At 40.6% G+C, this 26,313-nt stretch carries 21 protein-coding genes; 11 read left to right on the top strand and 10 right to left on the bottom strand.

Going from position 1 to position 26,313, the window contains the following annotated elements:
* The first annotated feature begins 532 nt into the window (after positions 1-532).
* Together H6G28_RS07430 and H6G28_RS07425 are read left to right on the top strand one after the other, a co-directional pair.
* Positions 533-1,216 (top strand): hypothetical protein, encoded by a 684-nt coding sequence (locus tag H6G28_RS07430; RefSeq protein WP_190592124.1) that lies wholly within the window; start codon positions 533-535, stop codon positions 1,214-1,216.
* 336 nt (positions 1,217-1,552) lie between these two features.
* Positions 1,553-2,137 (top strand): PEP-CTERM sorting domain-containing protein, encoded by a 585-nt coding sequence (locus H6G28_RS07425; protein ID WP_190669990.1) that lies wholly within the window; start codon positions 1,553-1,555, stop codon positions 2,135-2,137.
* A 128-nt stretch (positions 2,138-2,265) separates the two neighbouring features.
* Here the strand turns inward: H6G28_RS07425 and H6G28_RS07420 are convergent, their stop codons facing one another.
* A complete protein-coding gene (locus tag H6G28_RS07420) occupies positions 2,266-3,672 on the bottom strand; it encodes a hypothetical protein (protein WP_190669987.1) in 1,407 nt (468 codons plus the stop codon).
* A 245-nt stretch (positions 3,673-3,917) separates the two neighbouring features.
* Between H6G28_RS07420 and H6G28_RS07415 the strand changes: the two genes are divergently transcribed.
* On the top strand, positions 3,918-5,561 hold the full coding sequence (locus tag H6G28_RS07415) for an iron uptake porin (protein ID WP_190670112.1): 1,644 nt from the start codon (positions 3,918-3,920) through the stop codon (positions 5,559-5,561).
* A gap of 1,365 nt (positions 5,562-6,926) precedes the next feature.
* Positions 6,927-10,040, top strand: coding sequence for a CHAT domain-containing tetratricopeptide repeat protein (locus H6G28_RS07410; RefSeq protein WP_190669986.1), 3,114 nt, complete (start codon positions 6,927-6,929; stop codon positions 10,038-10,040).
* A 409-nt stretch (positions 10,041-10,449) separates the two neighbouring features.
* Here H6G28_RS07410 and H6G28_RS07405 read toward each other — a convergent pair whose 3' ends face one another.
* A complete protein-coding gene (locus H6G28_RS07405; RefSeq protein ID WP_190669983.1) occupies positions 10,450-11,013 on the bottom strand; it encodes a Uma2 family endonuclease in 564 nt (187 codons plus the stop codon).
* Positions 11,014-11,368: 355 nt separating this feature from the next.
* On the opposite strand from H6G28_RS07405, the gene H6G28_RS07400 reads away from it, so the two are divergent.
* From H6G28_RS07400 to purU, 5 genes are all read left to right on the top strand, one after another.
* The gene (locus H6G28_RS07400) at positions 11,369-12,370 is read left to right on the top strand and encodes an ABC transporter ATP-binding protein (RefSeq protein ID WP_190592119.1); all 1,002 of its coding nucleotides are present in this window, start codon (positions 11,369-11,371) and stop codon (positions 12,368-12,370) included.
* Entirely contained in the window at positions 12,371-13,180 is an 810-nt protein-coding gene (locus H6G28_RS07395) for an ABC transporter permease (protein ID WP_190669981.1), read from the top strand. It abuts the gene before it with no gap.
* 100 nt (positions 13,181-13,280) lie between these two features.
* A complete protein-coding gene (locus tag H6G28_RS07390; protein ID WP_190669979.1) occupies positions 13,281-14,990 on the top strand; it encodes a GldG family protein in 1,710 nt (569 codons plus the stop codon).
* 90 nt (positions 14,991-15,080) lie between these two features.
* Entirely contained in the window at positions 15,081-15,695 is a 615-nt protein-coding gene (locus H6G28_RS07385; RefSeq protein ID WP_190669977.1) for a DUF4340 domain-containing protein, read from the top strand.
* A gap of 169 nt (positions 15,696-15,864) precedes the next feature.
* Positions 15,865-16,719 (top strand): formyltetrahydrofolate deformylase, encoded by an 855-nt coding sequence (gene purU / locus H6G28_RS07380; protein WP_190592115.1) that lies wholly within the window; start codon positions 15,865-15,867, stop codon positions 16,717-16,719.
* Positions 16,720-16,754: 35 nt separating this feature from the next.
* On the opposite strand, the gene crtW is transcribed toward purU, so the two are convergent.
* From crtW to H6G28_RS07350, 6 genes are all read right to left on the bottom strand, one after another.
* Positions 16,755-17,528 carry a beta-carotene ketolase CrtW gene (gene crtW / locus H6G28_RS07375; RefSeq protein ID WP_190669975.1) on the bottom strand — a complete coding sequence of 258 codons (774 nt, stop codon included), beginning with the start codon at positions 17,526-17,528 and terminating at the stop codon, positions 16,755-16,757.
* Between the two features lie 234 nt (positions 17,529-17,762).
* On the bottom strand, positions 17,763-18,149 hold the full coding sequence (gloA2, locus tag H6G28_RS07370) for an SMU1112c/YaeR family gloxylase I-like metalloprotein (RefSeq protein WP_190669974.1): 387 nt from the start codon (positions 18,147-18,149) through the stop codon (positions 17,763-17,765).
* A gap of 131 nt (positions 18,150-18,280) precedes the next feature.
* Entirely contained in the window at positions 18,281-19,234 is a 954-nt protein-coding gene (locus tag H6G28_RS07365) for a bestrophin family protein (RefSeq protein WP_190669973.1), read from the bottom strand.
* Between the two features lie 34 nt (positions 19,235-19,268).
* Positions 19,269-20,288: a hypothetical protein gene (locus H6G28_RS07360; protein ID WP_190669972.1), complete on the bottom strand. Its 1,020-nt coding sequence runs from the start codon at positions 20,286-20,288 to the stop codon at positions 19,269-19,271.
* A gap of 357 nt (positions 20,289-20,645) precedes the next feature.
* Positions 20,646-21,194: a hypothetical protein gene (locus H6G28_RS07355; RefSeq protein WP_190669971.1), complete on the bottom strand. Its 549-nt coding sequence runs from the start codon at positions 21,192-21,194 to the stop codon at positions 20,646-20,648.
* Positions 21,194-21,826, bottom strand: a complete 633-nt coding sequence (locus H6G28_RS07350; RefSeq protein ID WP_190592109.1) for a ParA family protein — start codon at positions 21,824-21,826, stop codon at positions 21,194-21,196. The genes H6G28_RS07355 and H6G28_RS07350 overlap by 1 nt, the downstream gene beginning before the upstream one ends.
* Before the next feature lie 171 nt (positions 21,827-21,997).
* Here H6G28_RS07350 and H6G28_RS07345 point away from each other — a divergent pair, with 171 nt between their 5' ends.
* The gene (locus tag H6G28_RS07345; RefSeq protein WP_190669970.1) at positions 21,998-23,356 is read left to right on the top strand and encodes a cytochrome P450; all 1,359 of its coding nucleotides are present in this window, start codon (positions 21,998-22,000) and stop codon (positions 23,354-23,356) included.
* Positions 23,357-23,756: 400 nt separating this feature from the next.
* Complete coding sequence (locus H6G28_RS37315; RefSeq protein WP_277877204.1) at positions 23,757-23,882, top strand: hypothetical protein; 126 nt, start codon at positions 23,757-23,759, stop codon at positions 23,880-23,882.
* Between the two features lie 225 nt (positions 23,883-24,107).
* Here the strand turns inward: H6G28_RS37315 and H6G28_RS07340 are convergent, their stop codons facing one another.
* Positions 24,108-24,749: an HD domain-containing protein gene (locus tag H6G28_RS07340; protein ID WP_190669969.1), complete on the bottom strand. Its 642-nt coding sequence runs from the start codon at positions 24,747-24,749 to the stop codon at positions 24,108-24,110.
* A 221-nt stretch (positions 24,750-24,970) separates the two neighbouring features.
* Positions 24,971-25,774 (bottom strand): SDR family oxidoreductase, encoded by an 804-nt coding sequence (locus H6G28_RS07335; RefSeq protein ID WP_190669968.1) that lies wholly within the window; start codon positions 25,772-25,774, stop codon positions 24,971-24,973.
* Between the last annotated feature and the right edge of the window lie 539 nt (positions 25,775-26,313).

The raw sequence follows: 26,313 nt of genomic DNA, 5'->3' as shown, positions 1-26,313 counted from the left end.
TCGAGGGGATGGGAAACATAAGCTTCCCATCCTTTTTCCTTAAAATGCAAACAGATATGAAAATCTCACGCAGAGACGCAGAGTCGCTGAGAGAAGAGTTATTATGAATATTTTCCCCATCCCCAAGCAACAGAAATAGATGTGCTAATTCAAGGTATATTTGACAAACGACGCTTTTTAGAGCTAATCAAACATTCGATAGTTTTTGAAAAAATAGGCATTAGTTATAGTAAAAAGTTACTCCGTCATCATTTCTGTACTGTGCCATTACCAATAAATATAGAGTTATAACCTGCTACTTGCTATATATATTAACAGTATTTGCTGCTAAATCTTTCATAATTACCAACTATATTGATTAAATCCAATAAAGTTGGTATTATTACCTCATCAGAATATTTACTTAGTTTTTCCAGGAATGTGAGACAGAAAAACATTTTCTGCTCACAAAGTTGATGGAAACTAAGTTAATTTGGTACGCGCAGCCATAGTTTTCTGAATAGAAATATCAACTGTAATTCGGGAATATTGTATGTATTTTACACGCCGTATAGCCAGCGTTTCTTTAATGCTGTCCATACTCGGATTTTGGCAACCAACTTTAGCTGATCCTGGTAATTTTTCACCTTGGCGAAGACAGGACACACCAGCACCTTGGGCAAAAAACAGATGTCTGGGAGGATTTGTAGATAAGTTTCGCCTAAGTGGAGAAGTAAATCAAGCCAGCAATTTTACTCTACAGAAACTTACAGAATTAAGAGATACTATCAAAACTCAAAATCCATCAGCAGTTACAGAACTCACAGTGAGTTTTCAAACAGGTTCAGGCCCCAGAACCGAAACATATTATGGAGTTACACTGTGGGATTTGATTAATAATACAAAAGCTGGTGGCGGACTAAAACCTGGTAATTCTGGGCAGAATACTAAAAATGCTTTTTTGCGACAATATGTTTTAGTTGAAGCGACTGATTGTTATGGTGCAGTTGTAGCTGTTGGTGAAATTCATCCGAATTTTGAAAATAAATCTGTACTGGTTGCATTTGCCAAAAAAGCCAGCGACGGTACAGTTCAATTACTAACAGATGAAGGTTTTGCTCGTTTAGTAGTTCCTGGTGATAGAGCAGGTGGACGTTATGTTAGTAATGTAAGAAATATTGTCATACTTTCTGCACCACCTTCGCCTTTAGAATTGAAAGATTTTCGCTATCCTTAATTTTTTCAAAACATCAAAACATAGCACTTTTAACTTGGATAGGACACAGATTCATGGGTGCATCCCAGTTTTTATTACTCAGCAAAATAATAATCCTGTCATTGCGTTCGCGTAGCGTCTCGCAGAGAGGAGGCACGACGTAGGCGTAAGACTTCCCGCAGGGTAGCAATCGCATGGACTCGTTGTTAGTGAGGGATTTTGCGATTGCTTCACTCCACTTCGTTGCGCTCGCAATGACGTATTCAAAAAAGTGGGATGCTCCCCAGATTCATCTGCGTCCATCCGCGTTTATCTGCGGTTAATTATTTTTTTGTACTTCATTATAGCGAAAGTTTTATGTTAAAAATTCAGTTTTTTATTAAAAAATTAATAGTAACTCTAGGATTAACATTAACAGCAATTTCTGTTACTCAACAGGCTCAAGCAGCCAACTTTACTTATCAGGGTGATACAACAAATCAACCTATTTGGCGGCGTGTCGCACCGGGTAATCCACCTACGCTAATTTCTGGTGAAAGAGATGGCACATTAGGAATGAGTGTACCTTATAATGTGTTCGATTTTATCGTTAATCAATCAGGAACATATACTATCAGTGGTACATCTGGAAGTAATTCTCGATGGGATATTTTCTTGGCTTTATATCAGGATAGTTTTAATCTTAATCAACAGTTGAATAATGTTTTAATCGCAAGTACAACCACCACTGGCGATACTGTGACATTCAACAGACAACTAACATCACAACGCAAATACTTTTTAGTGACAACTGGTCGGAGAGTAGCTGATTTTGGCGTTTTTACTAATACAATTAGTGGTTCGGGGAGAGTTATCCCAATTCCTGAATCAGATGCGATCGCACCTATTTTAGCTGTCAGTGCTGTCACTTTATTGTCAATTAAATTCAAAACTCACGCATAAAGGCTATATGTTGAAAATGGGTGTAAGGATTTTTCACACCTACACCCCTAAAAAAAGTCAAAATTAAAAAGTAAAAAGTAAAAAAATTTTGACTTTTGACTTTTGACTTTTGACTTGATTTTGCCTGTTCATTTTTCCGATTCATGATGCAGTCGTTTGAGTAAATCTTGAATTTCTGCAATGGTATCTTTGGAGATTTTTGGCTGTTTTTCTAGCCAAGCAATAGCACTTGCATCTCCTTGTTGAACGGCTAAGATTAAAGCCCCCCATGTGAGTACATCTGGCTGTTGTGGATTAACTTCTAATGCTGATGCTACACGATTCCACAACTTGCCTTTTTCGCCTTTTAACAGAATAGAAATTTCTTGAACATTTTGAGGTGATGCTTTAAATACTTTTAAAGCTTTATCCCAACGACCATCAATTAAATCTGCTAACACTTGTTCACTGGGACTAGCCCAAGTTTTTTCGGCTTGTGCTTTGGTGAATTCCGAGTGTAAGCGAATAAAATCAACTTGGGCTTGGGCTGTGGCGGGTAAGGCGTTTCTGCGTTGTTTTTGCAGAGATTTTAACGATTCTAGGGCTGGTGTCCATAAACCGCTACGGGCAATTGAGATGGCGTTTTGGTAAGGAGTCTCTTTAATAGCTGGTGGTTTGAGAGAAATTTTATCTAACTGAATTGGGTTGAGATAAAGTTTGGTTGGTTTAACTTGGTAAACCCGTAATTGGGGTTCTAAACCGGCTGTTTGGTCTAAGATTAATTCTTTATCATCATTACCAGTCACTTGTTGCCATTTTGGTGATTGGCCGTTAGAACTCTTCCACGACAGCAGTTGAATTAAGTTAGAACGGACTGGATTGTAATATAAAATCTGTCCATAAGCGATCGCACCTGAGCTTTTTTGATATTCTCCTTGCACATTAAACCAAACACCAGCAGCAGGCGTTTCATCATCAAAACTTTTGATTGTGGTGAAAGGTAAGAGGTTATTATCCTCATTCTCGGCTTTACTATCTACAAATGACTTGTCTATCCCAGTTACCGATAATTGAGTTGCTAGACGATAGTATTTTTCGCTTTTTGATTGAAATTCTGAGTCTGTTGCTAGTTGATAAACTCGCAATGCTACCAGTTCATCACAATCAGACTGACAATTAGGACGTTGCTGAAAAACCGGCAATAAAAACTCGTTGTTATTTTTATCTAAAGCTAGAGTCTCGCCGGATGTTTGTTTTTGTGCTTGTATGCTGGCTTGAATTTCGGAAAGGGTGTGGGGATGTTCGCTATAACCAAAGGGAATTTGCGCCCATTCTGGTAAAAACTTGTTCATCCAAACGATTTTGTCGGGATTGAAGATAAACAGCCAACTAATCCAAGCAAATATCAAAATTAACCCAGCACTACTGAATAAAACAGTAACCGCTACCGTTGATGACAGTAAACTTCCCTCTTGGGGTACTTTTTCGGCAATTTCGGGGGAAGTTTGATTGCGTTTCAAGAATTTTAGCGATAGTCTGCGCGATTGATGTGCCATAGTGCTTCTCGGTCAATCTAATAGGTGGTGCAAGGCTGGTTATTTCTACTTTTATACTCGCGTTTTCGCCTATTGACCAGAATCAGTTTCGTCTTATTTGGTACAAACTCGGTAAAATTTCTCATGCCGAAACTGATAATTTTGCTTACACTCGAACTTCAGTATTCAATGTAGACTTTAATAAATTGGAACTTAACGTGATTCGCTATAATCATCTCAAATACTGGGTAATTGCGTCTTTTGTGATGGCGGGATTAAACGGCGGATCACAGATAGCCTCCGCCCAAGATTATACTAGTACTGAAACACAACCAAGTTTAAGTTTAGACAATCAAGATTCTCCAATATTTCCTGCCGCTTCTATTGATCAGGGTGTAATAGAAAATACCGAACCGATGGCACAAGTGACATCGGTGTCACAATTGAATGATGTCCAACCAAGTGATTGGGCTTTTACCGCGTTGCAATCTTTAGTAGAACGCTATAACTGCATTGCTGGCTATCCTGATAATTCATTTCGGGGCGATCGCGCTGTCTCTCGCTATGAATTTGCTGCTGGGATGAATGCTTGCTTAGATAAAATCAACCAAATTCTTGCAGTTGCAGCACCCAGCGCCGAATTAGTGACCCGTGCAGACTTGGATACAATTAAACGTTTACAATCTGAATTTAGCAGCGAATTAGCCACCTTGCGGGGACGAGTAGATAGTTTAGAAGCGCGGACTGCGGAACTGGAAGCGAACCAATTTTCTACCACAACTAAACTTAACGGACTGTTAATTGTAGGTGTTCAAGGGCGGAGTTCTAACCGTGGTGACGTTAACCCTAGAGATGGTGTCAAAGACTCAGATGATAATGGCACAAACTTTAACGTTATTAACTTTTCCTACCTGAGTTTAACTACTCAATTAACGCCCCGTAGTTATCTATTTACCGGCTTAGTGGCTGCTGATGGTACCACAAAACCTAAATTAAGTAATGACTTTGCCCTGAGTTACGAATATCCCACAGATAACAAATTAACTGTGATTGACTTGAATTATCGCTGGTTAGTCAATGACAAATTAGCGGTTATGGTAGGAACAGAAGGCGTAAATATGACCAACGCTTTCCGAGGCCCGGTGCGAGTCGAGAGTGCAGCTACAGGGCCTTTATCTTGGTTAGCCCAAAGAAACCCGATTTTAGATATTGGCTTTGGTCATGGTGGAATTGCTGTAGATTGGCAATTTGCTAAACGTGCCAGTTTACAAGCTTTATATACTAGTTATACTCCTGGGAAACCGGGTGAACGTAGTGGTTTGTTTGATGGAACTACAACTACAGCAGTGCAATTGTTATTAACACCGACTGATACTGTTGATTTGAGTTTGTATTACGTTAATAATTATGCTTCTGATGGTTGTTTGCTCACCTTTGTTGGTGATGAATGTTTAACAGCGACTAACGCACCCTTACAAACCAACGCCTATGGTGGGACACTCAGTTGGCAAATATCGCCCCGCTTCACTGTCGGCGCGTGGGGTGGTTATACTACTTCCTCGATTCCTGGGCGATCGGGTAGTGTGGAAACGACTAATTACATGGTATTTTTAAACTTCCCCGATTTATTTGCTCAAGGGAATTTAGGTGGTATTTATGTCGGACAACCACCAAAAATTACTAGTAGTACTTTACCTGTGGGTAATAATGTCCCTGATTTTGAGAATACAGGTTTAGGACGAGCAGGCGGACAACCAGGAACCACCACTCAAATTGAAGCTTTTTATCGTTTTAAAATGACAGATAACATCTACATTACGCCAGGGATAATTCATATATTGGAACCTGGTCATACACCAGACAGTGACCCAGTTACTATTGGTATTCTTCGCAGTACATTTCTGTTTTAGTATCGTGACTTTCAGACCCCCGACTTCTTCAAGAAGTCGGGGGTCTTGTTGTTGATAAATGATTGAGGAATGCTATGGATAATTGCAGTTAAGTAGAAGGACTAAATTAAACCTAACTTAAATTTACCGGGTTTCGACACTTCGACAGGCTCAGTGCATCGCTGCGCTCAACCCTTGTCTTTTCAAGGATCGAGCATTGAGCGTTCGCGTAGCGTCTCCCTTGGGGAGAAGTCGAAATGCGTCTTCTAAATCATTGTATCTACCTACTTAATTGCAAATTTCCAGCAGCAATCAATTCCTTTTTTACCTAAGTAAGCTGTGTCAAATTCTTTGAATAACTGCAAAAAGAAAAAAGGTTTGGCTCACCACCAAACCTGACTATAAATCCAGTGCATAACAACATCCCGCATTTATTTACTCATGATTTTTACTTTGTAGCATCTTCCTATAGGATGTATCCAAAACTTATAAAAGCTGATATTAAGCGAGACAGGTATTCTTAATTACATTGAAATAAAATAATTGCCATAAAATCCTTCAAAATTCAAAACTGCTGATATAATTACCGACTTTTGTATTAGGGTTAAGCTTTGCTATATCAGCAAAATAAAAGACGGGCTTGCACCCGTCGAAATAGCTTGAAAGTGGCGACACACCTTGGATTATCAAAAAGAATAGTAATTAAACTTAATAGGTCGTCAAGAAGACTGATGATTTAGACAATAAGAAGAGTTTTTACACCATGCTTAGTGTTTAGCTCAAAGTCATTCTTGTAGTATTCTTCAATTTAGCATAGACAAATTTTAACTAACTGCCAAAATGCCAAAATATCTGAGGTGTAAATAGCATTTTGAGCTTTTTTATTTATCTAATTTAGCAAAACATATAGGACTAATATTTGATTTCTGAAATGTACGTAGTGGCGTGGCAAGCCTTAAATGTTGCATTAAAAAATAGATTTTATCTGTGTTCATCAGCGTTTATCTGCGTTTTTATCCAAATCTAATGCACTACTTTAGCCTTGCCACGCCAGTAGGATGTGTTAGCGACAGCGTAACGCCTCTAGCCCAAAGTTTTCGGTGCGTTACGGCTTACGCCTAACACACCCTACTGGACTACTGGACTGGTGTAGGTGGGGAAGAGAGAACATTGTTGCAAAAAACGCAACAATAACAGAAATAATCAGACGACTTAGTAAGATAACAATAGATTTTACGCAATATCTCTGATGACAGGTGAATAGATTTAGTCAGATCCCCGACTTCTTGAAGAAGTCGGGGATCTAATAACCCATCATCAAATTACAAATTACGAACTTGTACTGAGTGGCTCGCCCTGAGCAAAGCCGAAGGAAGACGAAGTATTATGAATTACAAATTATTATTTTTGCCTTTATTGCTGAGTTCGCTGCTGCTATCCGATGCAGTGAGAGCCACATCAAAAACCCAAGACTTCCAGATAGCACAACAACCAACCCAACCAGACGCAACCCGCGCCGCAGCACAACAAGCATTTAATGAAGGATTTGAGTTATTCAAGCAAGGCACAGCCGAAAGCTTACAACAAGCACTTGCAAAATTGCAAATTGCTTTACCCCTGTGGCAGAAATTAGGCGATAAATCTAACGAAGCTTTAACTTTGATTGGAATCGGTAAAGTCTACTCCGATTTAGGAGAAAAACAGCAGGCATTGTCATATTACAACCAAGCTTTGCCCCCATATCGTGCCGTAGGCGATCGCTCTGGGGAAGCCAGAACTCTCAATAACATTGGTGCAGTCTACGACGCATTAGGAGAAAAGCAGCAAGCACTGTCATTTTACAACCAAGCTCTGCCCCTAATTCGTGCAGTGGGCGACCGCAAGGGGGAAGCAACCACTCTCAATAACATTGGTGCAGTCTACGACGATTTAGGAGAAAAGCAGAAAGCACTGGAATTTTACAACCAAGCTCTGCCAATAAGACGTGCGGTGGGCGATCGCAAAGGTGAAGCTAATACTCTCAATAACATTGGTCTAGTCTACGACGATTTAGGAGAAAAGCAGAAAGCCCTAGAATTTCACAACCAAGCTCTGCCAATAAGACGTGCGGTGGGCGATCGCTCTGGTGAAGCGGTTACTCTCAATAACATTGGTTTAGTCTACTTCACATTAGGAGAAAAAGAGAAAGCACTGTCATTTTTCAACCAAGCTCTGCCAATAAGACGTGCGGTGGGCGATCGCTCCGGTGAAGCCACTACTCTCAATAACATTGGTGCAGTCTACTCAGATTTAGGAGAAAAGCAGAAAGCCCTAGAATTTCACAACCAAGCTCTGCCCCTATATCGTGCAGTGGGCGATCGCTCTGGGGAAGCTGTTACTCTTAATAACATTGGTTTTGTATACTCCAATTTAGGAGAAAAGCAGCAAGCACTGTCGTTTTACAACCAAGCTTTGTCCCTCAGACGTGCAGTGGGCGATCGCTCCGGGGAAGCAGAATCTCTCAATAACATTGGTAAAATTTACTCCGATTTAGGAGAAAAGCAAAAAGCTCTGTCATATCTCAACCAAGCTCTGCCCCTATTACGTGCTGTGGGCGATCGCTCTGGGGAAGCGACCACTCTCAATAACATTGGTACAGTCTACGACGATTTAGGAGAAAAGCAGCAGGCATTGTCATTTTATAACCAAGCTCTGCCCCTATTACGTGCGGTGGGCGATCGCTCTGGGGAAGCTGGTACTCTCTTCAACATTGCTTCCGTAGAACGAGACAATGGCAACCTAGAAACTGCACTCACCCAAATCGAAGCAGCAGTCAAAATCATCGAAGGATTACGCACCGAAATTAAAAGTCAAGATTTGCGTACTTCTTACTTCGCCACCGTACAAGACTATTACAAGTTTTACATCGACTTGCTCATGCAACTGCACAAACAATCACCAACCAAAGGTTACGCCGCCGAAGCACTACACATCAGCGAACGCGCCCGCGCTAGGGTTTTATTAGAACTATTAACAGAAGCCAATGCTAAAATCCGTAAAGGCGTTGATCCTAAATTATTAGCGCAAGAACAAAGTCTGCAAGAACAGATTGATGCCAAAGATAAACTGCGTCGAGATTTAATCAGCAAAGCAGCACCAGCCGCAGCAATTCAAGAACTCAAACAAGAAATTGCCAATCTTCTTAATCAATACAAACAACTGCAAACTCAAATTCGCACAACTAGCCCCAAATATGCTGCACTCACAGATCCTGAACCCTTAAAATCAGCGCAAATTCAGCAGCAACTCGATGCAAATACTGTGCTGTTGCAATATTCATTAGGTAAAGAACGCAGCTATCTTTGGGTGGTGACACCAAATTCCCTTGATAGCTATGAACTTCCAGCGCAAGCACAGATAGAAAAAGCCGCAAATAATTTCCGCCAAAGTTTAGTTAAACCATCAGCAACCTCTAAACAACAAGCAGCAGCAGCAACACAACTCAGTCAAATTATCCTCGCTCCAGTCGCCAACAAGTTAGCAAACAAACGCTTGGTAATTGTCGCCGATGGTGTTTTACAAAATATTCCCTTCGCCGCAATCACTGATCCAACCACTCAAGAATCTTATCAACCACTGCTAATCAATCACGAAATTGTCAATCTTCCTTCAGCCTCAACCATCGCCATCCTCAGACAAGAAACGCAAAAACGTCCCAAAGCACCCAAAGCCATAGCGATTCTTGCAGATCCCGTATACAAGGCTGATGATTCACGGGTGACAGGTAAACCAGAGCCACTTTCTATCACTCCTGAATTAGATGTTAGTCCTGCTGATGCAAATAATAAAGATAACAAACCAGAGGACAATTCCATCACTTCTGACTTAGACTTACAACGTTCTGCACTCTCCAGATCAGCGCGAAATTTTAACCGCAACGATTGGGAAAGATTAAACGGAACTCGTGAAGAAGCTCAAGCAATCCTCAAACTCGGTTCAGCAAAAGATAGCCTAGCAGCATTTGGTTTTGATGCTAATTATGACTGGATAACAAACCCGCAACTGAGTCAATATAGTGTAATTCACCTTGCTACCCACGGTTTTGCTGATGATATTAACCCAGAGTTATCAGGCATTGTACTTTCCCTTGTAGACAAGCAAGGTAAACCCCAAAGAGGATATCTGCGATTAAATGATATTTTCAACCTGGATTTTCCGGCTGATTTAATCGTGTTGAGTGCTTGTCAAACTGGACAAGGTAAAGAAATTCAGGGAGAAGGGCTAGTTGGGTTGACAAGAGGATTTATGTATGCAGGTTCACCCAGACTCGTTGTGTCTTTATGGGATGTGGATGATGAAGGAACGAAGGAATTAATGAGTGAATTTTATCGCCAAATGTGGAAAGAAGGGAAATCTCCTGTTGCTGCTCTCCGTGCCGCACAATTAAGTTTGTGGCAAAATCCCAATTGGCGTAAACCTTTGTATTGGGCTGCTTTTACTCTGCAAGGCGAGTGGCGATGACAATTCGTAATTCACGCAATGTGCAACTTAGGTTTGAAACTCCCCTCCAAACCTCTCACGCCAGTCGACTCAAGTCGGCAAACCCTTTCGGTAAAATGTTCGTTAAGTGCATCTGTCCCGCCTCGGAATAAATTCCGAGTCTCATAGCGCAAGTCATCTGAAGATGACTCAACCAAAAATGTATTCCAGTCCACGCTTGGTGGACTTTGGCTATGAGCCTGGAACTTTAGTTCTAGGCGGGATGTGGTTGAACACGAAAATTTTTGACTTGTGTGTACACGGTAGGGGGTTGGGGGTTAGGTTTGAGAGAAAGTTGCACACGGCGTTAATTCGTAATTCGTATATCCATGTTGAGTGTCCGAGATTTTTGTTGGGTTGCGCTGCGCTCCACCCAACCTACGCCTGTTTATTACATTACATCTTCGTAAAGTTCTGCGATTGTTGCCTCAAAATTAATGCTATTGAGTTGAAAATATTTTTCTTGGGATGTGTATGTTTGTAAAACCCACAAATTATCTTCATTACGTCGAAAACATTCAACTCGCTTACGTTTTGTGTTAATTAAAACATATTCTTTTAGACTTTCTATTGCTTGATAATCAGCAAATTTATCACCTCTGTCGAAGGCTTCAGTTGAGTCAGATAGAACTTCGACAATTAAACAAGGAAATCTTTTATGTACAGGTGTTTCTTGATCTCTAGAGTTGCAAGTCACCATCACATCAGGATAGTAATATCGATTTAAAGATTCAATTCGCGCTTTCATCTGGGCAATGTAAACACGACATCCAGAACCGCGCACATGACTCCGTAGAAGTACAGCAAGGTTTCCAGCAACGGTAACATGAGGATCACTTGCTCCAGCCATTGCGTAAATGTAGCCGTCGATGTATTCATGTTTAATGGAGCTTGTTTCCTCCATTTGCAAGTATTCTTCGGGTGTGAAATAGTTTGATTGAGAGGAGGCTGTCATAAACAGGTGTTGGGTGTAAAAGTCAAGGAAGACAAACCTAACATGATGTGAAACCTATTCTTGAAACCCCTCTCCAAACCTCTCCCCGTTGGCGTTAGCCTGCCGTTAGGCAAGCGGAGAGAGGCTTTGAATCTTGCTCCCCTTCCCTTGTAGGGAAGGGGTTGGGGGTTAGGTTCGAGAAAAAGTTGCACACGGCGTAACCTACGATTAATTTTAATTACGAATTACATCAAGTGCAGAAATCATCGTTGGATTTTCGCGGTTCATTTGGGGTGGCGATACGATCGCCCGCAGCGAATTACGAATTGATCTAAGATTGTTGGGTATTGTTTAATTGACGATCACCCACAGACCGATGATTGAAGTTGAACATCTCAGTAAAACTTACGGTTCTACCCCAGCGATTACGGATGTAACTTTTCGGGTTGAACCAGGGGAAATTTTAGGGTTTTTGGGGCCGAATGGCGCTGGTAAAACCACAACGATGCGAATTTTAGCGGGTTATTTACCTGCAACTAGCGGTACAGCGAAAATTTCTGGGTTTGATGTCCATGATAATTCTTTGGCGGTGCGTCAACGCATTGGTTATTTACCAGAAACACCGCCATTATATCCAGAGATGACGGTGGAGGGGTTTTTGCATTTTGTCGCCAGAATCAAAGGCGTACCCGCAGGCGATCGCACTACCAAAGTCAAAGCAGCGATCGCACGCTGTAATTTAGAAGATAAGCAAAAAGTCATTATTCGCAAGCTTTCTAAAGGATATCGCCAAAGAGTTGGTATCGCTCAGGCGATCGTCCATGATCCACCAGCCATTATTTTAGATGAACCCACCGTTGGACTTGACCCCCGCCAAATCATTGAAGTCCGCAATTTAATTAAAAGCCTCGCTGGGACACATACCATCATTTTGTCTACTCACATTTTGCCAGAAGTGAGTATGACTTGTAGTCGTGTTGCTATTATTAATCGGGGAAAAGTCGTAGCTACTAATACTCCCGAAAGTCTGATGACACAGTTGACAGGTGGCTCAGGATATGAATTGGAAATTGATGGCGAAGCGAATCTCGCCAAACAAGTATTACAAAATGTTGCAGGCGTGAGTCTGGTAGAATCAATTCCTGGTCATCATCTGATCAATCCTACAGACGGACGGGCTTATTTGCGCGTGATTGCTCAACCGGGAACCGAACCAGGAAGAGACATCGCCGCCACCTTAATCCGCGCTGGGTTTGGGTTACAAGAAATGCGCCGAGTCAGCGCCACTTTAGAAGATGTGTTCTTGCAACTAACTACAGAAGAAAAGCGTTTTGAACCAGAGACAGACTCAATCGCCAACGAAGGAGAAGCAGCATAAATGGGTATAGTACTGGCGAATATTATTGCCATTTATCGCCGAGAGTTACAGAGTTACTTTGTCTCGCCCTTAGCTTATGCGATCGCTGGGGTATTTTGGTTTATCTCCGGGTTATTTTTTGTCACCATTTTGTTCGGCCCCGATGGAATTTTACCAGCCGTTGCAGCCATCGACTTACAAGGTCAACAAGGTGTACCAGTCCCGTTAATTGATGTCCCTTATGAATTTATTCGGGCATTTTTAGACCGGATGGGTTGGTTATTGCTGTTTATTTTGCCAATTTTGTCGATGGGACTGTACGCCGAAGAACGCAAACGCGGCACATTAGAGTTATTAGCCACCTCACCTTTAACCAATTGGGCGGTAGCAGTTGGCAAATTATTAGGTGTGGTGACATTCTTAATTACAATGGTCGCACCACTGTTGATATTTGAAGCGATCGCCATTGGTGCTTCTAACCCTCCCATGTCGCCAGTGATTCTTCTAGTTGGTCATTTAGGCTTAATTTTGCTGGCAGCCGCAATTTTATCACTGGGAATGTTTATTTCTTCCTTAACAGACAGTACAATTCTGGCTGCTGTGATGACCTTTGCCTTAGTTTTATTACTGTTATTTGTGGATTTAATAGCTAAAAGTATAGGCGGCCCCGTGGGCGAAGCGATCGCTCATTTATCATTACTCAAACATTTCAACACCTTTATTCAAGGAATTTTTGACACCAGCGCCTTAATTTTATTTGCTAGTTACATTTTTTTAGGTATCTTTCTCACAGCACAATCAATTGATGCTCTGCGTTTTCAACGGCAATAAATAAGTAGTCATTAGTCATTAGGAGCCAGTGCGTTGGGCGGCTTCGCCGACTTGTAGCAACTGGCGTTCATTGGTTAAGACAAATGACAGAGGACAAAATATGAAAAAAATCACAAAAAAGCAACCTTGGAAATATTTGTTTTGGCTGGGGCCGTTTCTATTTATGGTCGGTTTCACAGCCGGGTTAGTATCTGGTAGCTGGGGACTATTACCCCTAGCATTTATGATTCCCGGAATTGCCATTATTGGATTTTGGGTATTTTGGCAAAGTCAGCACAGCCGTTGGTGGGCGAGTCGTTCTACCCAAGCCGGAACTAATGCGGTTGTTGCGACTGCGGCTGTGTTGGTAATTTTAGGGTTAATTAACTTTTTAGGTGTTCGTTATCAACTACGCCAAGATTTAACTGAAACTCAGTTATTTACCCTTGCACCCCAATCACAAGAATTAGTCCGCCGGCTACCACAAACAGTCAAAATTTGGGTATTTGATACTAATCAAAATCCCCAAGATAGAGAATTATTAGAAAATTATCAACGTCAAAGTTCTAAATTTCAATTTGAATATGTTGACCCCCAAAGCCGACCCGGAATCGCAGAAAGATTTGGGGTGAAAGAATATGGAGAAGTTTATTTAGAATCGGGTAACAAACGCCAATTAGTGCAATCTTTAAATGTCAACGAACGTTTATCAGAAATTAAATTAACTAACCGACTACAACAATTAATTAATTCCACAGTTATTAAAGCTTACTTTGTCCAAGGTCACGGTGAACATCCCCTGACTGGTGGTGAAAGCGGTATTTCTCAGGCTGTGCAAGGATTAAGCGAGAAAGGTTACACCGTTGAACCACTCAACTTAGCTGATAAATTGCAAGTTCCCAATGATGCTGCTGTTGTAGTAGTAGCAGGTGCTAAACGTGGCTTTTTTGACGCAGAGGTGAAAGCTTTACAAGATTATCTCAATCGTGGCGGTAACTTGCTGTTGATGATTGACCCTGATACTGACCCCAAACTCAGTCCTTTATTACAACAGTGGGGTGTGCGTCTCGATAATCGTTTAGCCGTCGATGTTTCCGGTGCAGGTGTGGGACTCGGCCCCGCAGCACCCATCATCACAGACTACGGACAACACCCAATTACCAAGGATTTTGGCAACGGAATTTCTTTTTATCGCTTGGCTAGACCAGTAGAAATTACCTCCGTGGCTGGTGTTGAGTCTACGCCCCTAGTGCGAACCAAAGCCTATCCTAATAGTTGGGCGGAAAGCGACCTAAAAAGCGAAAAATTAGAATTCAACCCTGACAAAGACCTCAAAGGGCCACTAACTTTAGGCGCGGCGTTGACGAGAAAATTACCAGCAACACCCACACCGACAACCCAAACAACGCCTACTCCCACAGCTACACCAACACCAACAACCCCAGCAACACCATCACTGTTACCCACACCAACAACCCCAGCAACACCCTCACCTTTACCAACTCCAATAACCCAAGCAACTCCCACACCTACAACAGCCGAGAAATCTGAACAAACTCCGAAAGAATCACGCTTGGTAGTCTTCGGAAATTCAGACTTTGCTACTGATGGAGTTTTTCAACAGCAATTAAATGGTGATGTATTTCTCAACTCTGTATCTTGGCTGAGTCAACAAGATCAGCAGACTCTTTCTATTCGTCCCAAAGAACCAAAAAATCGTCGCATCACTTTATCAACATCACAAGCCAATGTTTTAACATTGTCATCTTTGTTGGTATTACCTTTGCTTGGCTTTTTAACAGCTGCTTTTATTTGGTGGCGAAGAAGATGAAGAGGGAAAGTATGAAGTGTGAAGTCTGAAGTCTGAAATTTCATTATTCTGCTTTTTGACCATTGACAAATGACAAATGACAAATAACAAATGACTATTCCAAAGACAACTTTAATTTTGGTATTGTTGGCGCTGGGTTTGGGTGGTTTCGTGTATTTCTATGAAATTAGAAATGCAACTCAGCAAGAAGAAGTCAAGGCGAAACAACAGCAAATTTTCACGTTTGCGGAAGATGATGTGCAGTCTTTGACAGTGAAAACCAAAGCTTACACTCTGATGTTGGAACGCAACTCTCAGGGGAGTAATCCTAAATGGTTGCTGAAATATCCAGTATCAGATTCAGCCAATGATGCGATCGTTTCTTACCTAACGGATTTGTTGGTTAAAGGTAAAAGCAATAACACTGTATCAACCTCTGCTAACCAACTAACAGAATTTGGTTTAGCTCAACCCAACGCCACCATTGAGATTAAACTGAAAAATCAGCAAACCCATCAGTTAATTTTGGGCAAATCTAATTTTAATAATCGTTTTGTGTATGCTCAAGCTGACTCAGGTACACAACCAAACGGCAATATCAATGTATTATTAGTATCTACCGATTTTGTCAATGCCGTTAACAGGGAGTTATCAGAATGGCGACAAACTGTTGATAACAGTAAATCAACACCTTTACCCACTAATCTTCCTCTCCCAACACCTTAGAAGAAGTATGAAGTATGAAGTATGAAAAGTGAATATAGCAGTTCTCATTCCAGTGAGGTACATTTCCCTAGCCTCTAGCCTCTAGCCTCTTTTCTCCATCTACTTGTACTGCACTCAACCAAGAAACGCTATAAACTCAAATAAAATTTATTGAATTACGCATTATTTTATGTCCACGACAACTGCCACCCTGCTCATTTCTTGTCCTGATCAAAGAGGACTTGTTGCCAAAATTGCTAACTTTATTTATGCCAATGGTGGCAATATTATTCATGCAGATCAGCACACAGATTTTTCGGCGGGGTTGTTTCTCACTCGTATAGAATGGCAGTTAGAAGGATTTAACTTACCTAAAGATTTAATTGGCCCAGCGTTTAATGCGATCGCACAACCTTTGGGCGCTAAATGGCAACTCCATTTTTCTGATACTATACCACGCATCGCAATTTGGGTCAGCCGCCAAGACCACTGTCTTTATGATTTAATTTGGCGACACCGTGCTAAAGAATTTGCCGCCGAAATTCCGTTAATTATTAGCAATCATCCTCATTTAAAAGTAGCCGCCGAGCAATTTGGGATTGATTTTCATCACATTCCCATTACAAAAGAAAACAAACCAGAACAAGAAGCTAAACAATTGGAATTATTGCGGCAATACAAAATTGATTTGGTTGTATTGGCAAAATATATGCAAATTGTCAGTTCTGATTTTATTGCTCAATTTCCTCAAATTATTAATATTCACCACTCATTTTTACCAGCTTTTGTTGGTGCAAATCCCTATCACAGAGCTTTTGAAAGAGGCGTAAAAATCATTGGTGCAACTTCTCATTATGTGACTCAAGATTTAGATGCAGGGCCAATTATTGAACAAGATGTAGTGAGAGTTAGCCACCGCGATGAAGTAGAAGATTTGGTCAGAAAAGGTAAAGATTTAGAGAGAATAGTATTAGCTAGAGCGGTACGATTACACTTACAAAACCGTGTGTTAGTTTATGGTAATCGCACAGTCGTATTTGAGTAAATTACTAAATTAGGTTGCTCAAATACTCGATAAACTTATTGCTGCTTTCCGGACTGATAAACCTCTGGTAATCGCCACCAAGGAACATGAGGATATTCGTGATGTTCTTTATGATAACCAAAATGGTAGCAAGTAATAAATGACCAAAACACAGGTAAATGTGTACTGCGTGTACAGTGCGGACTTGTGTATCCTTCTGCAAGTCTTCTATGAGGAAGAAATGTGCCGAAATAAAATAATTGAATTGAACTCAAAATAGATGGTATACACCAAAATAAAATCAGATTAGCTTCATGTATATTACAGATATATCTCAGAAAAATATATACCAATATAAATCTTAGATGTTGTCGCCAATTCCAATATGATTTAATAAAGTTAAAATACCAAGCGAAAAAGTTTTGCTGCTGATGATCATAAAAATCTGGGTCATCTTTAGTAGCAGGATAGCGGTGATGTGACCAGTGTTTTTGGAGTAGCTCTTGATAAGAAAATAGTGCGTACAAAAATACACATATTCTACCTATCCAATTATTAATTTTAGGATTCTGGGGAAAAACTACACCGTGCATCGCATCATGAGCAGTAATAAATAATCCTGTATATAAAAATGTCTGCCAAAGTAACACTATAGCTATTAAGGGAATTGGGGTTTGATAAATATTGATTAAAAAAAATAGTGTGATACTTATTACCCACAATCCTAAAATCAGACCAGCAATGAGAATACCTGGAGATGTTTTTGCTTCTGCATTAATAACAAAATCTGGCTGTTTCGATTGTGATGATAAGGAATCAATCTGAGTCATCCGCAAATCCTGGATTTTTAATTTATATCTATTGTATAGGGATTTATTTGCTCATTTTTTTTATTTTAAGCTTTGCTCTAATTGCTAGATATTGTGATATATGAAATAAGTAATTCAATCATCCATCTTGAGCCACACACACAGCATATTCTTTGCAAGTAAGCATAAATATTGGATTTGCAACTCAAACCCATCTATGGAGACTGACAAATTAAGTAGCCAAGAATTGTGTTTTTAAACTTCATAAATTTCTAATGGTAAGTTATCTGGGTCTTGGAAAAAGGTAAACTTCTTACCCGTAATTTCATCAACCCTAATATTTTCTGTCTCTATGTTGTGCAAGTTTAAGTCAGCCACGGTTGCTTCTAGATTTTCCACAGCAAAGGCTAAATGTCTTAAACCACAAGCTTCAGGATTGCTGAATCGTTGGGGAGGATTGGGAAAAGAAAATAATTCAATTTGGGTATGTTCATTAACACGTAAATCTAGTTTATAAGAGTTTCTGGCGGCTCGAAATGTTTCTTGAATAATGGCAAAGCCGAGAACTTCTACGTAAAATCTTTTCGAGCGTTCATAGTCGGAACAAATAATTGCTATGTGATGAATGCCAAGAGTTTTCATAAAGATGAATTATTTGAGTATAGGCGATCGCACTTTATTTATAGCAAAAGGCAGGAGAAAAAGTCTTAATATTCCTGGCGTTCAAGCTTTCAAATGAATAATTAAACGCCGATGAACGCAGATAAAAACGCTTAGATATCTGGATTGCTGTATGAAAAGTTGATTTGTTTTTCTATATTGTCTTGGTCTTGGGTTACTTGAAAAGCAATAAATTCTTCAATATTATTTTGAATAGTTTGGCAAATTTTATCTAATGGCAAATCATTATGGTCGTAACCAAAAGGATTTTCAATTTCTACGCCAATTTCTTCAATACCAAACAAAGCAAAACTGACAAGAGCGACAAATACACCTGTCCACCAACCTAAATCTTTAACAAAATGAAAGGGCAGAATTAAACAATAGATGAGTAATAATTGATTGAGATGAATTACATAAGCCGGGGGAATTGGTGTTTTTAAAATACGTTCGCAGCCGCCGACATTATCCATCAAGTTATTCATGAGAGTGTGAATACTAGTCAATTGATAATTCGTTAACAGACCGCGTTTATATTCTTGCTGTAAGTATTTTCCTAACAGGCGGGATATTTCTAAAGGCATGTTTTGAATATTTTGCAAATTGCTATATTGAGCCGGGGAAACCCAAGGCTTTAATTCTTCACTGGCTGGTTCATAACGAAGATATAATTTTTTGGCGATCGCAAATGCTGGTAATAAACGTAAAGCGGCTATTTTGCGTTCTCTGTCGCTGGCTTCAACTTCATCCACGGCGACCCAAATTTTCCAAGCTAAATTGCGGACAGTATTAACTGTACTCCCCCAAAGTTTTCTCCCTTCCCAAAATCGCTCATAAGCTGTATTAGTCCGAAAAACTAACAACAAACCCAAAACAATGCTAGGAATCACACCACCTAACATTGGTTCAGAAACTGGTAGTTGCCAAAAGTGAAGACAAGAAATCAAAAATCCAAATGCACCACAAAACAGAGAACGTTCTAAAACCCCAGGAATTACAGAACCTTGAAATCTCAGTATTTCTTTAATCCATGTTTTTTTAACAGGGGTTTGACTTTTTTTAACCATAAATATTTATCAATTTTTCACATTAATCAACTTATTATCTGACAGGCATCCAGCCGTTTTCTGTGCATACTCCGGCTTCGCTTCTGGGTGGAATACACCAATAATTTTTGCCATCAAATATGAGATTTTCTTGAATATAATTTAATTCTGAAATTGGTCTCCATTCTTGTTCGCCAGCCTCATCATAATATCGATACTGTTCTCCTTTGACTTCTAAACCTTGATCAGTGCCGCCAAGTACATAAAACCCTGGTTTAATTGGCGCAGATGTAGCTGCGATTAAAGCTGATTCGCAAACTGTTGCATCACCTTTGCAACCTTTGGCAATTTGTCCATTAGCTGCAAGGCTGTAAACTTTACCGTCTTTAAAAAGTAATCCAAAACCACTGCCATCTTGCAAGATGATGGGATTGGAGAATTTGCCTTGGTATTGAATGGAACTTTGAAATTTACCATGAAGTGTAACTATCGTAGTGCCATCAGGTGCGATCGCAATTGATTGACCTGTGCCACTGCCTCCGAGAAAATTAAATGAGCGAGTACCGATAAATGGTGGTTTTTCTGGACGAGAAGACTGTGAAGTTTGTTGATTGCCATTTTTCTCAATTGACCAATGCCAAACAACTCGTTCTGTATTACTACGGTCAGCGATGGTGGCTGAAATCCACAATAGTTCTCCGGCTTGGTTGGTAAATTCAAATCGACAAGCACCAACACCTGTCCCGGAACAGTCTTTCACCTCTGTATATCCGAAATCATATAATTCTTTCACAGAGCTATCTTGAAGATTAGGCGCATCGCCTTGTAGATTCGGTTGCCAACCTTGTTGAAGCACTTGTTCTCGTGCTTTTTGATATGGCATACCTGCTTGGAGATTCAGCTTGGAGACGGGATTGCTAGTGTGAGGAAGTTGGGCTTGATTTGTGGTGGTGGGAGGATTTAAGCTTTTGCTTTGCTGCACATTGGAAGTTGCAAAACTAGTACATCCATTTGCGATCGCTCCTACTAAAATTGTCACAAGAGTACCTGCGATCGTATAACCACACAATTTCATGTTTTCTCCCTCAGTGATACTTGCCAGCGACAAAATCAATAATTTAAGTAGAGTGCAAGTTATATTTTGATGAATAATTATTTATCGCACAATAATTTATCTGATGCCAGAAGCAAACTAGTAGACTGACACAGCTAATTTATGGCAATCATCGAAATTCCATCCGCGTCCATCCGCGTTTATCTGCGGTTAATTTTATTTCATCTCTAATGCAACATTTTAGTCGTGTCAGTCCATTACTTAATTTGGTCTTATCAAATTTCACGCAAAAGATAAGACAAATAGCCTGCGTTGGCTAGGCAGGCTTTGTTTATCTATCCCTAGACTTCCAGTCTGAGGGCTTTAAGTTACTGATATTTAGTCATACAACCAAGTATTAGCCGCAAAATCATCTTTTGTTTCTGCTGGCATATCAGGGAGTTTTTCGGGGACGCGGTGAGATTTTCTGTAATCAGTTTGATGATAATTGTCTTTTTTCTGAGGAACAATACTAGCCTTTGGTTGTTGTAGGGCTTTATTTTCTTCGATGAGTTTAGAATTTGCTTCTGCCAGTTGAAGTACAGTGGTTTTTGCTTCTTCTAGTTCTTTGGTTAGGCGTTCTACAGAGGCTTGCTGTTCTGATAAAGCTGATTGTAATTCTTTAATTTGTTTTTGTAGAGCTTTTTCTGTGTCCTGATTTTTTTCTAAAGTTGTTTTTAAGTCTTTAATAGTAGCTTCTAAGTCTGCTTTGGTGGGAGTATTACGTTTAGCAGTGGTTGATTCATTTACATCTTCATCTGCGGCTGTTGTTGATTCCACAACTTCCACAGCCGGAACTTCGATTGCACCTTCGTCTACTGCACTATTTGGTGTTAATTTTTGTGCTTCTGCTTGAATTAAGTCAGAAAGATTTTGTTTCCTAGCCATTATTTTCTCCAATCACGCTGTAATTCATCAGCCACGCGGCGATAGTCTGATTCCGCCTCCCAAGCATTTTTGCCTCGCCATTGATTGATTGCAACACCCTCTAATGCGGCTCTTTCGTGGGCTTTATAGGTACGGATGAAGCCTTTACAAACAGGGATACCTAGCTTAACGAGAGAGTTTTGTGCTTCCATTGCTTCACCAATACTCCGCGCATCGACTTTAGTTAAGAGTACACGATGGGGAACTCCTGTGGGGACGACGGCTGATTTTACTGTTTCAATCAAAACAGCTAAATCCATTGCGGATGGGGGTGTAGGTAAAAGTATATAATCTGCGATCGCTACTACTGTTGCCAATGCTTCAGAGTGCAAAGCTGGAGGCGTATCCACCACTACTAAATCGTAACCTTTTATTTTACGTAAATGGCCTAATAGCTGTGGATCTGTTTCTTGCGATAAATCAAATCCCATTCCTTGATCATTGCGTCCAAACCACCAACTAGCAGAACCTTGAATATCTGCATCTACCAGCAGCACTGTTTTTCGTTTAGAAAATTGTGCAGCTAAATTGATTGAGGTAGTCGTTTTGCCGACTCCTCCTTTACCGTTGAGGATAGCGACGATTTTTGGCACTGCTTCTACGATTTGAGATTTTGGATTGGAGATGGCTTTAGGTGTCGCATTTTTTGCAAATTGCTATGGCTTTCTATCCCGCCATACAAAAATATACCGCTTTGTGTGACCCGCAGCACAGGGAAAAATCGCCAAAATAAAAATAGTCATGATAAATTCTGACGAGATTTTATGACAGTAATTAACAGCTTGCCTGATGGGCCAAGAATACCGTATTGGCTGCGAATGATTAAGTTTATCTTTCGACCGATAGATTATGTCGAAGATTTTGCCAAGGTTTACGGTGATAACTTTACAGTTTGGGGAAATGGGGAGAATCAACTTGTTTATTTTAGTCATCCCCAAGCACTAGAGCAGATTTTTACTACTGATGCAAGTTATTTTGAGGCTGGCAGAGGTAATCAAATTTTAAGATTTTTGCTTGGTGATCATTCCTTGATATTACTCGATGGCGATCGCCACCAACGCCAACGCCAATTACTCACACCGCCTTTTCATGGTGAGCGAATGCGGGCTTACGGTCAAACTATCCGCGAAATCACCCAAGAAGTTAGCCATGAATGGGTGATAGGTAAACCTTTTAATATCCGCACTTCTATGCAAGAAATCACCTTGCGCGTTATTTTGCGGGTGGTATTTGGTGTGGATGAAGGGCCGATGTTTCAACAACTGCGCCCATTACTCACTTCTACCTTAGACATTATGAGTTCACCTTTGATGTCTAGTGCTTTCTTCTTTCGGTTTCTGCAACAAGACTGGGGCGCATGGAGTCCTTGGGGAAAAATTGTCCGCCAACTCCAACAAATTGATCAACTCATTTATGCACTCATTCAAGAACGCCGGGCTGAAACTGGGCAGAATCGCCAAGATATCCTCAGTTTACTGATTGCCGCACGTTATGATGATGGTCAACCAATGTCAGATGTCGAATTACGCGATGAATTAATGACAATGTTGGTTGCTGGACATGAAACCACAGCTTCCGCATTAACTTGGGCTTTTTATTGGCTTGACCTTTTACCAGAAGTCCGCGAAAAATTACTCCAAGAATTGTCTACTTTAGGCGCTAACCCAGAACCAAGTGATATTGCCAAATTGCCTTATTTAACAGCCGTTTGCCAAGAAACCTTACGGATCTATCCAATTGTAATCACTGCTTTCTTTCGGGTGCTAAAATACCCAATTGAAATTATGGGCTACAAATTACCCGCAGGTACAAGAGTTCTGCCTAGTATTTATTTAGCGCACCATCGCCCAGAAGTTTACCCACAGCCAAACCAATTCAAACCAGAACGCTTTTTAGAAAGACAATTTTCCCCTTATGAATATTTACCCTTTGGTGGCGGAAATCGTCGGTGTATTGGTTTAGCCTTTGCTCAGTATGAAATGAAAATTGCCCTCGCCACAATTTTGTCGCAGTTCCAAGTCTCTTTACTAAATAAACGCCCAGTGCGTCCCGTACGTCGTGGTTTAACTTTAGCTTCACCCGCCGGAATGCAAATGGTAGCCACACCACAACACAAATGCTGAGTAACGTACACTGAGCGAAGTCGAAGTGTACGTTTCGCTCATTGTACGTCTTATCAATATTGCCAGGATGTTTACCAATCAACACAAAGAAAACCAATAAATTGGATCTTAGTAAGCAATTTGGCAGATTGTTGACTTATTTTGCCAAACTGTTTACTGATTTTGGTATATTCCACAAGTAAAATGTCATATTGCTAACTTATTTTGTTAAATTGCTGACTGTTTTTGGTGTATTCCGCAAGTAAAATGCCATACTGCTAACTCATTTTGCCGAATTGTTTACTAATTTTGGTACATTACGCAAATAAAATGCCATATTGCTTTTTAATTCCAGTACATTCCGCAAGCAAAATGCCATATTTTATATAGCAATCCTAAATTAGTCGTGAAAAACATAGATATGGAAACGAACCGCCAAAAACGAGGCAGCGCGTTGGACGGGTTTCCCGGCTTGAAGCGACTGCCGTGCCAAGGACGCAAAGGGAAGAAAGAAGAAAAAGATATAGAAATTTTACAAATGATTTAGGGCTGCTATATAGCAGTAGTTGGAACCCCACCCCGCATTTGCTGACGCAAACGCTCCCCTCCCCGCAAGCGGGGAGGGGTTGGGGGTGGGGTTGAAATGTACCTCATCTAACCGAGAACCGCTATATTCTGCACCAAGCAACTGTAAAGAGTATGGCGAAACAAAAACCTTACACCCCTCACACCCTTTCACCCTTTTTTAAAAGACAACCTCGGTACTGAAATCTTAAATACTAGAAAGGTTGTAAATTTCTGCTTGCAAGTTAGCTCTGGCAGATGCTTCAGCCACCTCAAACATTAGAGGTGTAAAATATATACGCTGTCTTTGCAGAAATTTTTCCAGGACTTGTTTGCGCCCTTGAATATATTCTGATTCTGTTACCCAAGCATATTCTTGACGAATAGCATCAGCATATTTTTGATAATCAACAGAGCCAGCAGCTAAAATTGCCAAATCAGCATCTAATAAAATTTGGCTATCAATATCGTCATTAGCTGCTTTATGGTGTTTGGTGTTGAGAATGAGACGCTGAACAGTTGTAATTTGATTTTGGGGAATTGCCAGATAAGTTAATACCTGTCCAGCATATTCAGCACTTTTGGCTTCGTTATCTGGTGCTTGAGAAGCATACACTACATCATGAAACCAAGCTGCAAGCTGCACAACAGGCAAATGTTGAGCATAAGCTTGCAAAGCTTGAATGTTATGCAACACATTATCAATATGTTGCAGTGTATGGTAGTAACGCCCAGGGGTATGATATGCGTCAACTAATTGAGTAAAAGTTGTGGCTATTTTATCTTGGTCAACGCCAAAAAATTGCAGTGTGTGTTGCCAGTGATGAAATAATTTATGTGTTTCCGCCACTCCCCACTCCTTATTTCCTATAGGAATTACGCAGAACAACAATAAATCAAGGGTATAAGGGTGCAGGGGTGCATCTATCTAAAATCATACCCATACACCCATTTTTAAAGCATATCTATTTTTCAAAGTATTGAAATTACATTTCTCCTCCAGACGTACACTGAGCGTTCGCGCAGCGTCTCCGATAGGAGAAGTCGAAGTGTACAGCACTCAGCACTTGGCTACAACTGAGAAAACAGTGCTTCCCAATTAATTACAGCAGGTCTGGTTCCTTGATTGATGATGTCAAAAGCTTTATTAGTGGTAGATGGTATAGAAATTGATTCTACACAAGCGGCGGCAACATCGATACGGCTGGCATCTCCTGATAAGGTGTCGCCTTGACCTAAAACTACACCCAACTTACCATTAGTAGTGGCTTTGAGGAGAGTATTCAAGTCATAGGAAGTGAAAGGCCCGTCAATTAAACGACCAGGGCGAATGATAGTGTATGGTAAACCAGAATTAGCGATCGCAGTTTCACCTTTTTGTTTAGCATCCAATACACCAAAAGCATTCAGCACACTAAAGGGAAATTTATCTTTGCGGTAAACACCACAAGAAGACACAAACACAAATCGTTGCAAATTGCGAGGTGCAGCCGCTACCAAATTACTCACCCCCTCAGCATCCACCTTCGCCGGCGTATTTTTTGCCTTAGCTTCCCGATATTCAGCATCCAGAAAAATTTGTCCCCATTCTAAAAAATTTGGTTGAGGGTCAAAGTCCCATCTCGTTGAAGGAAAAGCAGTTGTGCCAGTACAACAGATAATGTGAGTAATATTCGGCATCGCTGCTGGCAATGTGTCAGCCTCCCGGATATCTCCTACAGCAATTTCTACTTTGTTATCAAACATCTTTTGGGCTTTTGCCGCATTGCGAGTCAGGACGCGCACCTTGACATTCTTCTTTAGCAGCTTTCCTACAACCAACTGCCCAACCCCACCAGTAGCACCAACAACCAGCACCAAATCTTCAGCACTCATAACTTTCTCTAGGATGGTCTATTCCTAATCTACTCAAAATCTAGACCAGTCTGTTTGTTTCCCAGGGGAGATATTCTTTTTAGATTGACACAGTGATAAGCAAAATCAAGAGTTTGAGGGAGGGTGAAGGGTTATAGGGGTGTAAGGAAGCAAAAACTCTTACACCCTCACACCCCTACACCCAGTCTCTGACACTCAAAAGCCCAGCCATAATGGCCGGGCTTTTGAGAAAGGCAGTGGGGCTATATTCCCCAAATTTACATATAGAGTTTCTGTATAAATCGCTGTACTGATAGGTAATACCACTACACCAAGATGAATTCCGGAAACCGAGGAAAAATTTTTTGGGAATTTGTCTAACTATTTTGAACTTACGCACACAGTTTCTCTGTAGAAACTGGGTGAAAGGGTGTAAGGGTATAGGGTGTAAGGATTTATCCAAAATCCTTATTTTTTAATTACGACTTGCGAATTGCGAATTGGTATAAGTCCTATATTTTGGACAATATTCATGCACAACTAACAACCCCAGCCTTTAG

The organism is Nostoc sp. FACHB-190 (assembly GCF_014696905.1).
GTDB lineage: Bacteria > Cyanobacteriota > Cyanobacteriia > Cyanobacteriales > Nostocaceae > Nostoc_B.
This window is presented reverse-complemented; position numbering and strand designations above follow the sequence as displayed.